At 65.1% G+C, this 13,984-nt stretch carries 17 protein-coding genes; 8 read left to right on the forward strand and 9 right to left on the reverse strand.

Translation table 11 applies throughout. The features are described 5' to 3' along the window. Window positions 1-41: 41 nt before the first annotated feature. Complete coding sequence (locus IEV83_RS04630) at window positions 42-485, reverse strand: iron-sulfur cluster assembly scaffold protein (RefSeq protein WP_181758771.1); 444 nt, start codon at window positions 483-485, stop codon at window positions 42-44. Between the two features lie 271 nt (window positions 486-756). Between IEV83_RS04630 and folE the strand changes: the two genes are divergently transcribed. Together folE and hisI are read left to right on the forward strand one after the other, a co-directional pair. Then, window positions 757-1,392, forward strand: a complete 636-nt coding sequence (gene folE / locus IEV83_RS04635) for a GTP cyclohydrolase I FolE (protein ID WP_181758770.1) — start codon at window positions 757-759, stop codon at window positions 1,390-1,392. 26 nt (window positions 1,393-1,418) lie between these two features. Continuing rightward, on the forward strand, window positions 1,419-1,877 hold the full coding sequence (gene hisI, locus IEV83_RS04640) for a phosphoribosyl-AMP cyclohydrolase (RefSeq protein ID WP_181758769.1): 459 nt from the start codon (window positions 1,419-1,421) through the stop codon (window positions 1,875-1,877). 274 nt (window positions 1,878-2,151) lie between these two features. Here the strand turns inward: hisI and IEV83_RS04645 are convergent, their stop codons facing one another. Further along, window positions 2,152-2,583, reverse strand: a complete 432-nt coding sequence (locus IEV83_RS04645; RefSeq protein ID WP_181758768.1) for a CBS domain-containing protein — start codon at window positions 2,581-2,583, stop codon at window positions 2,152-2,154. A 154-nt stretch (window positions 2,584-2,737) separates the two neighbouring features. Further along, the gene (locus IEV83_RS04650; RefSeq protein ID WP_181758767.1) at window positions 2,738-3,508 is read right to left on the reverse strand and encodes a rhomboid family intramembrane serine protease; all 771 of its coding nucleotides are present in this window, start codon (window positions 3,506-3,508) and stop codon (window positions 2,738-2,740) included. A 354-nt stretch (window positions 3,509-3,862) separates the two neighbouring features. Between IEV83_RS04650 and IEV83_RS04655 the strand changes: the two genes are divergently transcribed. The 3 genes from IEV83_RS04655 to IEV83_RS04665 all read left to right on the forward strand — a co-directional run bounded on the left by IEV83_RS04655 (window position 3,863) and on the right by IEV83_RS04665 (window position 6,489). Then, window positions 3,863-4,516 (forward strand): PAS domain-containing protein, encoded by a 654-nt coding sequence (locus IEV83_RS04655; RefSeq protein WP_181758766.1) that lies wholly within the window; start codon window positions 3,863-3,865, stop codon window positions 4,514-4,516. A gap of 213 nt (window positions 4,517-4,729) precedes the next feature. Beyond that, window positions 4,730-5,350: a PilZ domain-containing protein gene (locus tag IEV83_RS04660; RefSeq protein ID WP_181758765.1), complete on the forward strand. Its 621-nt coding sequence runs from the start codon at window positions 4,730-4,732 to the stop codon at window positions 5,348-5,350. A gap of 521 nt (window positions 5,351-5,871) precedes the next feature. Further along, window positions 5,872-6,489 carry a transglutaminase-like cysteine peptidase gene (locus tag IEV83_RS04665; RefSeq protein ID WP_181758764.1) on the forward strand — a complete coding sequence of 206 codons (618 nt, stop codon included), beginning with the start codon at window positions 5,872-5,874 and terminating at the stop codon, window positions 6,487-6,489. Window positions 6,490-6,648: 159 nt separating this feature from the next. Here IEV83_RS04665 and IEV83_RS04670 read toward each other — a convergent pair whose 3' ends face one another. Both IEV83_RS04670 and IEV83_RS04675 read right to left on the reverse strand, forming a co-directional pair. Continuing rightward, window positions 6,649-7,182: a gamma carbonic anhydrase family protein gene (locus tag IEV83_RS04670; protein ID WP_181758763.1), complete on the reverse strand. Its 534-nt coding sequence runs from the start codon at window positions 7,180-7,182 to the stop codon at window positions 6,649-6,651. 64 nt (window positions 7,183-7,246) lie between these two features. Continuing rightward, window positions 7,247-7,564, reverse strand: a complete 318-nt coding sequence (locus IEV83_RS04675) for a DUF6949 family protein (RefSeq protein WP_181758762.1) — start codon at window positions 7,562-7,564, stop codon at window positions 7,247-7,249. A gap of 237 nt (window positions 7,565-7,801) precedes the next feature. Between IEV83_RS04675 and IEV83_RS04680 the strand changes: the two genes are divergently transcribed. Continuing rightward, window positions 7,802-8,521 (forward strand): hypothetical protein, encoded by a 720-nt coding sequence (locus tag IEV83_RS04680; protein WP_181758761.1) that lies wholly within the window; start codon window positions 7,802-7,804, stop codon window positions 8,519-8,521. 119 nt (window positions 8,522-8,640) lie between these two features. Here the strand turns inward: IEV83_RS04680 and IEV83_RS04685 are convergent, their stop codons facing one another. Both IEV83_RS04685 and cysE read right to left on the reverse strand, forming a co-directional pair. Next, window positions 8,641-8,856: a DUF3126 family protein gene (locus tag IEV83_RS04685; protein WP_181758760.1), complete on the reverse strand. Its 216-nt coding sequence runs from the start codon at window positions 8,854-8,856 to the stop codon at window positions 8,641-8,643. 280 nt (window positions 8,857-9,136) lie between these two features. Further along, entirely contained in the window at window positions 9,137-9,976 is an 840-nt protein-coding gene (cysE, locus tag IEV83_RS04690) for a serine O-acetyltransferase (RefSeq protein ID WP_181758759.1), read from the reverse strand. A gap of 379 nt (window positions 9,977-10,355) precedes the next feature. Here cysE and IEV83_RS04695 point away from each other — a divergent pair, with 379 nt between their 5' ends. After that, complete coding sequence (locus IEV83_RS04695) at window positions 10,356-11,183, forward strand: enoyl-CoA hydratase (protein WP_181758758.1); 828 nt, start codon at window positions 10,356-10,358, stop codon at window positions 11,181-11,183. A gap of 654 nt (window positions 11,184-11,837) precedes the next feature. Here IEV83_RS04695 and IEV83_RS04700 read toward each other — a convergent pair. After that, window positions 11,838-12,707 carry an alpha/beta fold hydrolase gene (locus IEV83_RS04700; RefSeq protein ID WP_181758757.1) on the reverse strand — a complete coding sequence of 290 codons (870 nt, stop codon included), beginning with the start codon at window positions 12,705-12,707 and terminating at the stop codon, window positions 11,838-11,840. Then, entirely contained in the window at window positions 12,704-13,456 is a 753-nt protein-coding gene (locus IEV83_RS04705; protein ID WP_181758756.1) for an alpha/beta fold hydrolase, read from the reverse strand. The genes IEV83_RS04700 and IEV83_RS04705 overlap by 4 nt, the downstream gene beginning before the upstream one ends. A 245-nt stretch (window positions 13,457-13,701) precedes the next feature. Between IEV83_RS04705 and IEV83_RS04710 the strand changes: the two genes are divergently transcribed. Continuing rightward, window positions 13,702-13,947 (forward strand): zinc-finger domain-containing protein, encoded by a 246-nt coding sequence (locus tag IEV83_RS04710; RefSeq protein ID WP_181758755.1) that lies wholly within the window; start codon window positions 13,702-13,704, stop codon window positions 13,945-13,947. The last annotated feature ends 37 nt before the right edge of the window (window positions 13,948-13,984 follow it).

Raw genomic sequence — 13,984 nt, forward strand, 5'->3', positions numbered from 1 at the left:
ATTGAGGCGATCTTTTCGGGTGCTTCTGTCAGGCGCTCCCGTCAGGCAGCGGCCGTCCGTTTCGCCTCGATCTGGTCGATGGCGTCGACCACCGCCTCGAAGGTCAGCAAGGTGGAGGCGTGCCGGGCCTTATAGTCGCGCACCGGCTGAAGACAGGCGCATTCGGCAAACCGTCCCTCCGGCGGCGGTCCGCCCTCCTTCAGCATGGCCCGCATGGTGTCACGCAGCGCCCGCAATTCCTCCACCGTGGCACCGATCACATGCCTGGCCATGATCGCCGAAGCCGCCTGACCGAGTGCGCAGGCTTTGACCTCGTGCGCAAAATCCGTCACAACTTTATCTTGCAACTTCAGATCGACCACCACCGTCGAGCCGCACAGCTTGGAGTGGGCCTTGGCGGTGGCGTCGGGATCGTCCAATCGGCCAAGGCGGGAAATGTTGCCGGCCAACTCGAGAATCCGGGAATTGTAGATGTCATCAAGCATATGCGCCTCTTCGAGAACGCGTGAATTCCGATAACCGGCTTCACAGCCCTCACCGCTTCCTTATATAGGGAGACATGCGGGAATGAAACGGTCTGCCCTCAACTTGCCGTTCGCAAGACGCGGGGATAAGGGATACGGCGCCGCAATTCAGCCAGACTGGCATGTCACTCGGCCTTCGCGCCAGGTCGCGCGTCAGACACGATAGAAATGGTCCGAAATGGCGGGGATGGCGTAGAGAATGCCACAGAAAGTCAAAACGGGAGAGCCCGCAATGGATGCCATCTTGAAGCCACTCGCGCAAAAAGGCGAGCCTGCGGCAACCACGCCCGCGCGCCCTTCCCGCGAAGAAGCGGAAGCCGCCGTGCGGACACTTCTGGCCTGGATCGGCGAATCCCCCACCCGTGAAGGGCTGCTCGACACGCCCAAGCGGGTGGTCAAGGCGCAGGAGGAAGTCTTCTCCGGCTACACGCAGGATCCGGCCGAGCATCTGAAGCGCACCTTCGAGGAGGTCGGCGGCTATGACGACATCGTCCTGGTGCGCGGCATTCCCTTCTTCTCCCATTGCGAACACCACATGCTGCCCTTCGTTGGCGAGGCCCATGTGGCCTATTACCCGTCCGAAGGCGTGGTCGGCCTGTCGAAGATCGCCCGGGTGGTCGATATCTTCGCCAAGCGCCTGCAAACCCAGGAAAACCTGACCGCGCAGATCGTCGGCGCGCTGGACACCCACCTTGCGCCCCGCGGCATCGCCGTGATGCTGGAAGCCGAGCATCAGTGCATGACCATGCGCGGCGTGCAGAAGCGCGGCGTCTCCACCATCACCACCCGCTTCACCGGCGTTTTCCAGGACGACCCGAACGAACAGGCGCGCTTCATGAGCCTGGTTCGGGATCCCCGGCGCGCCTGACCCGACCGAAAACGACCGCCGAATCCATGACCGAACACACCCATTTCGCCCCGCGTACCAGCAAGACCGAGATCGAACTGGGCACGGCCTTCCAACCCAAGTTCGACGCCGATGGGCTGATCGCCTGTGTTGTCACTGATGCGGATGACGGCACCGTGCTGATGGTCGGCTACATGAACGCCGAAGCGCTGCGCCGGACCATCGACACCGGCGAGGCCTGGTACTGGAGCCGCTCGCGCCAGGAATACTGGAAAAAGGGCGGCACCTCCGGGCAGGTCCAGTCGGTGGTGGAACTCCTCACCGATTGCGATCAGGACGCGCTGGTCATGAAGGTGCGGGTCGCCGGCAATGGCGCCACCTGCCACGTGGGTTATCGCTCGTGCTTCTACCGCAAGGTGGTGCAAGGTCCGGACGGAGAACCCGCGCTGGAATCGACCGGCGCGCAGCGGGTCTACGATCCGGCGACCGTTTACGGCGCCGGCTGATCGAGATCTGGCGCGCACGGCTGCTCGGCGTCAATCCACCAAAACGATTGCCCCTCGGCTCTCCGATCCCGGCTCGGGGCCGGGATGACGCCGAGGCGCGGGGCAAGGACTGTTTTGCTCCTGACATCGCCTCACGCTCCGCGTCCTCCCTTACGTAAGCGCAAGCGAAGATCCGGGACCGGAGAGCCACCGCGTTTCCGCTCCGAACGCTTGAGAACGCGCGCTGGCCGGAGTTGCCCCGGCCGGCGCGACGCCCGGTCAGGTCATGGCCTGGTCAGGTCATGGCGATATAATTGCGCATGTCCTCCGCCTCACGCTCGATCTGCGCGATCCGGTGCTTGACCACATCGCCGATGGACACCAGGCCCGCAAGCCTGCCGTCCTGCACCACCGGCACGTGGCGGAACCGCCCGCCGGTCATCCGCGCCATCACCGAGTTGACCGTCTCCTGCCCCTCGCAGGTCTCCACATTCTTCGTCATATAGGCCGACACCGGCTTGTCGAGCGCCTCGACTCCATCCTTCGACACCGCCCGGACCACGTCCCGCTCCGAGATGATGCCGACGATCCTATCCTTGTCGTCCGTGATCACGATGGCACCGATCCGCCGGGTGCAAAGAATGGCGCAGATCTCCCGCAAGGGTGTCGCCGGTTGCTCGGTGGTTACCTCACGCCCCTTCTCGTTCAGTATCGATGCGACCGTCATACGCGCCTCCTCGCCTGCTCCCCCCCGTTGCCGCGAACACCCGCATGCGAACAGGGCTCCAATGCCCCATCATGACAAATCTGCGTGCGTTCGCAATGCGCAAAGACCGCATTGGCGATGTGTATCGCGCGGGCCGGCGACACGCGGGCGTCGCTCACCCGCGGCCGGCGCGCACCGGGTCGAACAGCCGGAACAGCAGGAAGCCGGCGAGAAAACCGCCGATATGCGCTTCCCAGGCGATGCTGCCGCCTTCTCCGGCGAGCGGCACCGACCACAGGCCGAACAAAAGATTGATGGCGAACCACACCCCCAGAAAGGCAATCACGCTGGGATTGGCGAGCGAGGCGACAAGCCCGGTCGCCGGCACCCGGTAGGCGGCCGCATCCGTGCGCCGTATCGCGCCAAGCGGCCCGCCCATCTGAAAGACGAACCGCGTCGCCGCCGCCATCTGGCCGGAGATCGCCGCCGAGGCGCCAATCATCGGCACCGCCTCGCCGAAATGCGCCAGAAGATGCACCAGTGCACCGGCAATCGCGCAGACCGCCGACAACAGGAGAAACCGCAAGGGGCCGAACCGGCGGGCCACCGCGCTGCCAAAGACGGTCATCCAGAGTACGTTGACGAACACATGCGACCAGCTTCCATGCAGGAAGGCGTAGGTCAGGAAGGTCCAGACATCGCCCGCCGCGCCGCCGGGCAGCGTCATCCCGCCCATCAGCGCCGGGTCGTAGCGGATCGGCAGGAAGGCGAAGGTGAGCAGCACCTCCCGCGACAGACCGATAGGCAACCAGCCATCGATGGCATGGATCGCGATCAGCAAGACGGCCAGCGCCGTCACCACGCCGGGAAGATTGAACACCGGCTCCGGCGCGTCGGGGCCAGCCGGTGCGGGCGGTTGCGGATCGGCGGAAACGGGATCGGTCATGGGCCTGCCTGAGAGCTGAGGACAGTCTCCCTTACGCAACTCCGCCGGGCCGATCAAGCCGGGGCCGTTCACCCGCCCCGTCGGCGGCCGCCTCCTCGCCCACGGTGCCCAACGGACGGGCTCCCCGGATTTGCCGCCGTCTTCAAAGAGATAAGCGCCTCGGCCCGGCGCGAACCGGCCCAAGAGGCCATCTTCACCCTTCGTTAACCCTAACAAGGGGTTAAACGCCCCCTCTCCGCCCGGGCTGGCACGTCCCCTGCTTCGTAGAGCGGCAGAACCTCTTTCGTCCCGTTTGTTGTCCCGTTGCGGGACAGGCGGGGCGCAACAGACCGAAACTTCCGGGGGACAGGGACGATGAAACATCCAGTGACGCAACGGCTCTATGAATATTGGGACGGTCTGCGCGGTGCCCGCCCCGCCCCGGACCGCAGCGAGATCGAGCCGAGCCGGATCCGCAACATTCTCGGCGACACCTTCATTCTGGAGGTGCTGGGGCAGGACACCTATCGCTTCCGCCTTGCCGGCACCCGGCTGTGCGCGCTGCACTGCCGCGAGCTGAAAAACCGCAATATTCTGCGGGGTTGGTCCGAGGAAGACCATGAAGCGCTCAGCACCCTGCTGGCCGCGACCAGCGAGGATGCCGCCGCCGCCGTCATCGGCCTGACCGGCTACACCGAGCGCCGTCAATCGGTCGACATGGAAATGCTGCTGCTGCCGCTGCACATTCCCGGCGAGGGGTGCAGCCGGGTGCTCGGCTCCTGTGTCGCTTTGGAACAGCCCTACTGGGCCGGGATGCATCCGATCCTGTCGCAGACCATCAGGAGCGTGCGCCTGTTGTGGCCGGACGAGCGGCCCGCCTTCCTCAGCACGTCCGCGCCGCAGTCGCACTTGCCCCGGTCCGGCGTCGTGCCCGCCGTCACCGCCGCCGAGGCGGCAAGCGCCATGCTCCCGACGTTCGGCGCCCGGCAGGTCCAGCATCTGACCGTGATCGACGGCGGCAAGCAGTAGCGCCCCCTCACCGGGAGTAGCCAGCGGGCCAGGCGTCCGCCGACCCTGGCACGGCAAGCGGCCAATCCCCCCTATCCCTTCCGAAGTGGTGGGTTGGCGTGCCTTGCGCGCCGGGCGATATTACCCTCTGTTAACCCTCCTTGCGTATTTTTGATCTCGCAGTGTCCGCGCGGTGCATCCTGCCGTTGGCACCGGGAACAAGGCTGACCATGGATGGCACACGCCACAGCAACACAACCTGACAAAGAGACGCCCGCCAAGCGGTTCGATCGACGCCGTCACAGCCGCGTCGCCGTCAATGTTCTCGGCCGTTTCATGCTGGAAGACCGGCGGGAGTATCCCTGTCAGGTCATCAACATGTCGCCCGGCGGCGCGGCCCTGATCGCTCCGGTCCAGGCGAAGCTCGGCGAGCGGGTGGTTGCCTATCTCGACCATATCGGCCGGATCGAGGGTGAGGTGGTGCGTGAGATCCAGGGCGGCTTCGCCATGCGCATCAACGCACCGCTGCGCAAGCGCGACAAGCTCGCCAATGTGCTGACCTGGCTGGCCAACCGCGACAGCCTCAATCTTGAGGAAGATCGCCGGCACGAGCGGTTCACGCCGAAGAACCCGGTCACCCAGATCGTCCTGGCCGATGGCCGCAGCTACCGCTGCCGGATCGTCGACGTCTCCCTGTCCGGCGCCTCGCTCAAGGCAGAGGTCAAACCGGAGATCGGCATGTCGATCCAGCTCGGCAAGATGCGGGCCCGGGTCGTGCGCCATTTCGAGGATGGCATCGCCGTGGAATTCGCACATATCCAGAATCGGGACCTCTTGGAGCAGCACATCTCCTGAGGCCCGCCAAGGCGTTTCTCCCCTGCGTTTCCCGCCAGCGCTTATCCCCGGTCGCCACAGCTGAGACCGCGATGCGCCAGAGCCGCCGTCTTGACGCAGAATTGGCACCGCCTGCCCGGATATTGTCCGGCGCCAGGAACAATTTTTCGAAAATTTGCACAGCCTTCCAGCTCCACAAAACAGAGCGCGCACGCGCCTGACCGCCGGGAGATGGCCGCGCGCGGCCCTGCCCTGCCGCGACCCGGGATGTCATCGCGGCGGCGTCCGCCCCATGACGTAAATCCGGCAATCCATTGATTCACAATATTTTTTAGAACCCGCGACGAACCCTGTGAGGCGCGTGCCGGCGCGGCCTCCCATTGCCATAAAAAATTGAGTCAAATTTTATTAAAATCAGAATTCAATTTGAATAAAACTTATCTCTACTTCTCGCGTACTTTGAACTAAATGCAATGACGCCGCTTAGATCGCGATAAAATCGAGAAAGACATAGTGAAGCCAGCCTTGGGGAGGGCTTCAACATGAGAAACTCGAAATTCGCACTGACTTTTGCTTTTGCCGCCATGACACTCTGGGCCGCTGGAACCGCTCTCGCGGACCAAAGCACCGGCCGTTTCATGACCATTTCCGGCGGTGCCCGCGCTCCGGTCGGGCACACCGGGTTCTGTTCGGAAAACCCGAGCGCCTGTCGCGGCGGCACGAACAAGCCCGTCGTCGTCAAGCTCGACCGCTCGCGCTGGGACGAACTTCTGGCGGTCAATGCCGAGGTGAACGAACGGGTTCGTCCGGTCACCGACATCGAGCTGTTCGGCGTCGAGGAATACTGGACCTACCCGGACCGGGGCGCCGGTGACTGCGAAGAATATGTTCTTGAAAAGCAACGGGTTCTGAAGGCCCGAGGCTGGCCGGAAAGCGCTCTTCTGATCACCGTGGTCAAGGACACCAACAATGCGGGCCATGCGGTGCTGACCGTGCGGACCGATCAGGGCGACATCATCCTCGACAACCAGATGGAAGCGGTCCTTCCCTGGTATTCGGCCCCCTATCGCTTCGTCAAACGCCAATCGTCAACCAACCCGGCCCGGTGGGCCGCGATCAGTGACGAGCGCGTCAGCACCGTGGCGAGCATCAGCGAATAAGCACCCCGGAGGCGGCCCGGCCGCCACCGCTTCGATATCGACCCGGCCACGTCCCCTCCCCACCCCAATCGGGCCGGGTTGAAGAGCCGGTCCTTCGGGACCGGCTCTTGTCTTGACTGGGGATTGACGGCCTGCAACGTCCCGGTTTGCGACGACCGATCAGGGGGTAACGGGCTGAAGGCCGGCCCGGTAGCGCCGCCAGTTGCGCACATAGCCGCGCGCGGATGCCGCCGTTCCTTCGCCCGACGGATCGTCAAGGGTCCGCACGACGCGGCCCGGCATGCCGACCACCAGGGAATTGTCGGGAATTTCCTTGCCTTCGGCGACCAACGCATTGGCGCCGATGATGCAGTTGCGGCCGATCCGGGCGCCGTTGAGCACGGTCGCGCCCATGCCCACCAGGCTGTTGTCGCCAATCGTGCAGCCATGCAGGATCGCCTTGTGGCCGACGGTGCAATTGCGGCCAATCGTCAGCGGATAGCCCATGTCCGTATGCAGAACGCAGCCGTCCTGGACATTCGATCCCGCGCCGATGGTGATCGCCTCATTGTCGCCGCGCAGCACCGCGCCGAACCAGACGCTGGCTTCCGCCTCCAGAATGACATTGCCGATCAGCACCGCATCCGGGGCGATCCAGTAGTCGCCCTCTTCGGGCAACGCCGGCTGGCGGTCATCGAGGCGGTAAAGCGGCATCGGGCAACTCCTCACGTCCGTGAAACTGACGAAATCTGGCCGGCACACCGCCCGCCAGCCGCCGTTATAGCAGAATGATGAGCGCCAGATGCATCACCAGCACCCCGGAGCAGACGCTCCACATTCCGGCGATGGTGGAGGACGCAACCAGCCAGCCCAGCGGCCGCTGCTCGATCCGCCGGCCGCGAATCGCATGCCGCATGATGATAAAGGGCCCGGCGAAAAGGCACATCAGGCAGGTCGCCAGCCCTTTCAGCCAGGTCTCCACCGAAATCGAGAACCTCGGCGGCTCCCCCGTGACAAGCTGATAGAAGCTGCCGAGAATGCCGGCCGCCACAAAGCCGGCACACCCGATATAGGCGGCGATTGCCAATTCGCTCATCGCGCGTTAACCCCCCGTTAACCATTCAGCAGGAATGCTTGATCAATTACGCTACGGGGGCTCCAGCAATTTGCGTGCCGGGCAGGTCGGACCGATAACGAACTGGTAACCATAAATGGCGAGCAACATGTCCCGCGTGACGTATCGTTGTGGGATCGATGTCCCGCGACGGGACACGCGGCAAGGCGGGCGGATCAAGCGCCCTCCCGTTCGCGCTCGTCGCCCGGGAGGCGCCGCATGATGCCTCTGACCCTTCCGGAAAGCACGGGGATGCGCGCTCGGCACTTCACGCCGATGGTCGTGGCGCTTGCGCTTGCCGGGGTCGCATTTCTGTTTCACATCATCGGCGGCTGGATCGCCTATACGGGCGACAGCTCGCGCTGGAGCGGCAGCGCCGAAACCATTTCTCTGGAACTGGCGAATACCACGCTCAACGTCCCGGCCAACCTGATCCGCCATCCGGAGCAGCGCAAGCCCGGCGCGCGGCTCGACCGGCTCGACCTCGCCATGCTCTGGCCCTCCGGCGAAGGCTATTCGGCCGCGGCCGCCCGCGACTTCAGCAACACCGGCGATACCTCACCGGTGATTCTGGTCACCTTGCAGGCGGACGATCAGTCGATGGATACGGACGAGCGCTTCGCCCGGGTCCTGCGCTCGCTCGCCGCCGGCGAGGCGCTGCCCGGACCGGGCGGCCTGTCCCTGCTGCCCCTGTCCGGCGATGGCACCGCCGGAACCGATTTCGTCGCCCATACCACCACCGGCGCCAGCGGTCCGGCCTACGCGGCCCGCTGCTTCACACCGCGCGACAAGGCGCTGGCAGCCAATTGCGAAAGAACGGTACGGCTGGGAGAAGAGCTGCTGCTGACCTACCGGTTCCGCCAGGCCCATCTGGCGGATTGGCAGGCCCTGGACGCGCGCATTTCGGCGCTGGTGACGTCCTTCGGCGCGCCGCTCTGAGCGGCACATCCCGCGCCTGAGCGTGGGGGGGGACACCTGAAAGCGACAATGTCGCCGGCGACGGCGGGCCGCCTCGTCGAGAAAGGCGAAACCCGCGCTGGTCGCAGGAAAAGACCCGATCAGGCCTCTTCGAGATCGAATTCGAGAATGGCCATCTGGAAATTCCAGCTCAGGTCCTCATCCTCGTCATCCCGGTAGATCACACCGATAAACTCATCGCCGATATAGACCTCGGCGGAATCGTCCTTCTTCGGACGCGCCCGGACAGTCAGCGTCGACAGTTCGAACTTCTTCTGCAGGTAAGCTTCGAGCTTGCGGATTTCGTCGGGCTTCACATGCGCCTCCTGTTGCATCCTGGCCGCCGCAGCCTGGCGACGGCGCGAAAAGATCCGGACCCGGAGATCGGGCGGGCAAGCACCCTTGCGTCCCGATCGCGGCCAACTGATGGCCATCAAAGACAAGCGGCGATCCGAACGGGGATCGCCGCCTTGCCCGCGCTCGCGGATAAGGGCCCGGCGCGTGACCGCACCCTACACATTCAAAAGGCGCTGCCAAGGCAAATGCCTTGCCTATCCCCACACCAACGGCGCGGCGGCAAAAGCCTCCCGCGCCGGGTCAGCTTTCCTTGCTCTCGCCGTTCTCGGCGATCAACTGGTTCATGGTCCGTGACGGCTCGTCGCAGCCCGCCTGCCCCACCACCCGTGCCGGCACCCCGGCCACGGTGGAGTTCGGCGGCACGTCGCTCAACACGACCGAGCCGGACGCCACCTTGGAGCAATGACCGATCTCCAGATTGCCCAGCACCTTGGCACCCGCACCGATCAGAACGCCCGCGCGGATCTTCGGATGGCGATCGCCCCCCTCCTTGCCGGTGCCGCCCAGGGTCACGTTCTGCAGGATGGAGACATTGTCTTCCAGCTGCGCCGTGGCGCCGATGACGATGCCCGTCGCATGGTCCATGAACACCCCGCGCCCGACCGGCACCGCCGGATGAATGTCGACCTGGAAGATCTCCGAGGAACGGCTTTGCAGGTAGAGGGCGAAATCCTTGCGCCCGCGCTGCCACAGCCAATGGGCCAGCCGATGTGTCTGCAGCGCGTGGAAGCCCTTGAAATAGAGCAACGGCTCCAGAAACCGCGTGCAGGCCGGATCACGATCATACACGGCAACCAGATCGACCCGGAAGGTGTCGGCGATCTCCGGCGCATCTGCCAAGGCCTCCAGGTAAGTCTGGCGGATCAACGACGGTGAAACCACCACGTGGCCGAGCCTGTCGGCAAGGCGGTGGACCACCGCCTCCTCCAGCCGGTCGTGGTTCAGAACCGTTTCATAGGCAAAGGACGCAAGCGCCGGCTCGCAATGAACCATCGCTTCGGCTTCGGCGCGCAGGCGCTCCCAAACAGGGTCATGGCGCGGCAACGTCGCCGCGTCCGTCAAAGGGGTGGATTGCGGCATACTGGCCTCCTGTTCGCCGTCCCCGCGCTCTCGTTTCGCAGGCGGCGGGCCGTTCGCATTCTGGGACCGGCCCGCCCTGTCACGGCATGTCCGGTCCGACCTGTGATGTGTCGCAGCCGCCCTCGTGCCCCCTCTCAGGGACCGCCGGCGGGCCAGCAACGTTCAGCGGATGATATAGCGATTGCCCCCCAAATGACCATAGGTTCGCCCCGCCGGAAAATGGTATCAAGGCACTGGCGCCGTCCCGCTTCGGGATTTTCTCCCGCGCCAGACGCGCGCATCGGCGCCACCGGCACGGATGGACAACCCGGCTTCGGGCTGACAAAACCACCATTGCGTGTATTTTCGCCGACACTGCAGCCACATGACTGGAGGAACCATGTCCACCGCATCCACGACCGACACCGCCGCCAATGCGACCGCCCCCGGCAAGATTTCCGTGTGGAGGGAGGGGCCGATCGGCTGGATCGCCATCGACAATCCGGCACGTCGCAATGCTGTCGGCCTGGCCATGTGGAAGGCGCTTCCCAAGGCGGTGGACCAGCTCTGCGCGCAAGCTGAGACCCGCATCATCGTGCTGCGCGGCGCAGGGAACAGCATCTTCGTCGCCGGTGCGGATATTTCCGAGTTCGAGACCACCCACCGCGAGCCCGCCTCCGCCCGCGCCTATGAGGCCTCCAACACCGCCGCCTTCGCCGCTCTTCGCAACTGCCCGCTGCCGACCCTCGCCATGATCCGCGGCTTCTGCCTCGGCGGCGGCCTCGGCCTCGCCGCCGCCTGCGACATGCGGATCGCGGACAGCACCGCCCGCTTCGGCATTCCCGCCGCCCGGCTGGGCGTGGGCTACCCACCGAGCGCCATCGCCGACGTCACCCGGCTGATCGGCCCCTCCCGGGCCAAGCTGCTCTACTTCAGCGCCCGCCGCATCGCCGCCGAAACCGCTCTGGATTTCGGCCTGATCGACCTGCTCGCCGCCGATGGCGCGCTGGAAGAGGAAACCACCGCCCTCGCCCGGGAAATCGCCACCAGAGCGCCGCTGACGATCAAGGCCTCCAAGACCGCCATCGACGCGCTGACCGCAAGCCTCGCCCCGGCGGATCTGGTCCGCTGCGAAGCCCTCGCCAACGCCTGTTTCGACAGCGCCGACTTCGCCGAAGGACGGACGGCCTTTATGGAAAAGCGCGATCCGGTCTTCCAGGGGCGGTAGCGGCGCCCGGGAGGCGGCAGGTCACAGCCGGGGTGCAGCGCCCGCGCCCCGGCGGAAACTGCAACCGATCCGCCCTGCGAAAGCGATTTGTTAACCCTCAGCGTGCAACATCAGGTTGCTTGAGGGGGCACAGGCGCGGCGCTCGCCGCCGCCATCCACGCTTGACGACACCGGAGCGAAATGATTCGGTATCGAAACGGCGCGGCAAGTGATTCTCACCCTTGCGTCTTTTCCGGCCCGGCGCCCCGCGCCCGGACCGCCGCTCAGATTTTGCGTGAAGCCGTTCATCCAACAGATGAACGGAACCCTCATTCTTTACATGAACTTCAACACGCCAGCGCAACCCTCTGACGGGACTCGCATTTCCGCGCGCACTTAAAGCGCCGCGCGAGGCCAACTCATGCAACGCCTGAAGCGGGCCACTGGTCAGGCTGCCTAAGTGTGATGACAAAGCCCCTTAGCCTCAGAAGGAAGGGGCGTCCTCCCGAACACTGCCGCGCCGCAATCCGGGACCGAGGACGCACCAACTGCCGGCTCCAACCGCTTGCAAATGTTCGTCTTTCGGCTCCCCGACCCTAGGGCACGCCAAAGCTTGCCTGGGATGACGCCGGGGGGGGGCACCTTCGCCCCTTGTCGGCAGGCGGACGCAGCCGATCAGGCCGCCTTCAGCTTCGACAGAAATGTCTCCACGGCGCCGGCGAAAGCGTCATTGCGGTCACCGGCCACCATATGTCCGGCTCCCTTCACATCCGCGTATTCGGCATGGGGCACCAGCGACAGAAACTCCTCCACATGCTCGTCGGCAACGAGCTCGGAGCGGGCGCCGCGCACCAACAGCACCGGGATCTCCAGCGCCCGCGCCGCCGCCATCAGCTGCTCCTCGATATGCCTGGGTTCCGCCTCGCGGATATCGCGCTGGGTCAGGAAACGCGGATCCCAATGCCAGCGATAGCGACCGTCGTCGTGCAGGCGCAGGTTCTTGGCCAGCCCATCGAGGCTGGACGGACGCGCCCGGTGCGGCAGGTATTCGGCGATCGCGTCCGCCGCCTCCTCCACATTGGCAAAGCCCTCATGCATCCGCTCGGCCATGAACGAGATGACACGGTTCACCCCGCCCGGATCAACCCTCGGCGTGATATCGACCAGCACCAGCGCCGACAGGGTGCCGGGCCGCAAGTGCCCTTCCGCCAGCAGCGAGGCAATGCCACCGAGCGAGGCGCCAATGCCGACCGGGCGCTCCCCGCCCTCGGCGGCCAGCGCATCGGAAACGGCAACAACGTCACGGCCATAGTCGCGGAACTCATAGCGCCCATCCTCGACCCAGGCGCTGTCGCCGTGGCCACGCTGATCGAGGCTCCAGGCCCGCAGGCCAAGGGCCGCGAGGCGCTGACCGGCCGCATCCCAGGCATGACGGGTCTGCCCGCCGCCATGCAGCAGCAACGCCGGCCGTCCGCTCTGTCCATAGACATCGGCGACGAGGCGATTGCCATCCGCCCCGCTCAGTTCCACCGTTGTCGCACTCATGCTCTCTCCTCCAGAAAGTCGACAACCCCCGCCTTGTACACCTTGTCGCCGACCGCAATCATGTGGTCGCGATTGGGGATCTCCAGCACCTTGGCATTGGGCATCAGCTCCGCCAGCTTCTGCGGCGAGCCGGCAATATCGTCCCGGGTTCCGACCGCAACCAGCACCGGTTGGACGATGCGCGCCACTTCCTCTTCGGAAATGCGCTGCCGCGAGGAGCGCATGCAGGCGGCCAGCGCCAGCCGGTCGGATTTGGTCTGCTCGGCAAAGGCCCGGAAGGCACGACCGGTCCGGTCGGTGACATCGGACAGCCGCGCCGCCTCCAGCGCCAGGGCGATAGGCTCCGGATTGCCGACGCCGGTGATCATGCCGTAGCCAAGCCCGCCGAAGATGGCGCTGCGCACCCGCTGCGGGTGGTTCAGCGTCAAGAAGGCGGTGATGCGCGCGCCCATCGAATAGCCCATCACATCGGTGCGTTCGATGCCGAGATGATCCAGCAACCGGCGGGCATCCTCGGCCATCGCCGGGGCGCCGTAATCGTCCGGGTCGTGACTGCCCTCGCTCTGGCCATGACCGCGATTGTCGATCGCGATCACCCGGCGCCCGTTCTTGACCATCAGATCGACCCAACCGGGATAGACCCAATTGACATCCTTGTTGGAGGCGAAGCCATGGATCAGCAGGATCGGCGCGCCCTCCCCCTCGTCGAGATAGGCGAGACGCAACCCGTTGGAGTCGAAATACGGCATTTCGTGTATGACCTTGACGTAAACGTAAAATGACAGGTCGCATACGATAGTGCCAACCCGCCGGCAAGGAAAGCCCCGCCTGCGGGGGCCCTTCCCGTGGCCGGTTGCCGGCGCTGCGGGCATCCGGGCGCCTGCGGCACCGATTTCCCACGGCAAAAAGCGCCGCTTGGCTCTTCTCAAACCGCGACTTCCTGCGTATGGTCCGCGCCATCAGACAATCAACATCAGCAACACGGGTTGGTCCGATGGCAGACGGTGTCGTCCCACATTTCCAGAACGATCGCGGCATCGAGATGATCGAGGTTGGCGCCAAGGAGTTTCAGTGCATCGGCGCGCGCCCGCCGTTCGATCATCCTCATGTCTTTCTCGACATGGGTCATGAGACCGAGATCGTGTGCCCCTATTGCTCGACCCTCTACCGCTTCAATCCGAAGCTGGACGCGGGCGCGGCCGAGCCGGCCGATTGCGTCTGGACGCCGAAGGCGGCCTGACGACGCCGGACACTCCCGCGCGGGGGATTTCTCCTGC

The sequence above is a fragment of the Stappia taiwanensis genome (assembly GCF_014635285.1).
Classification (GTDB): Bacteria; Pseudomonadota; Alphaproteobacteria; order Rhizobiales; family Stappiaceae; genus Stappia; species Stappia taiwanensis.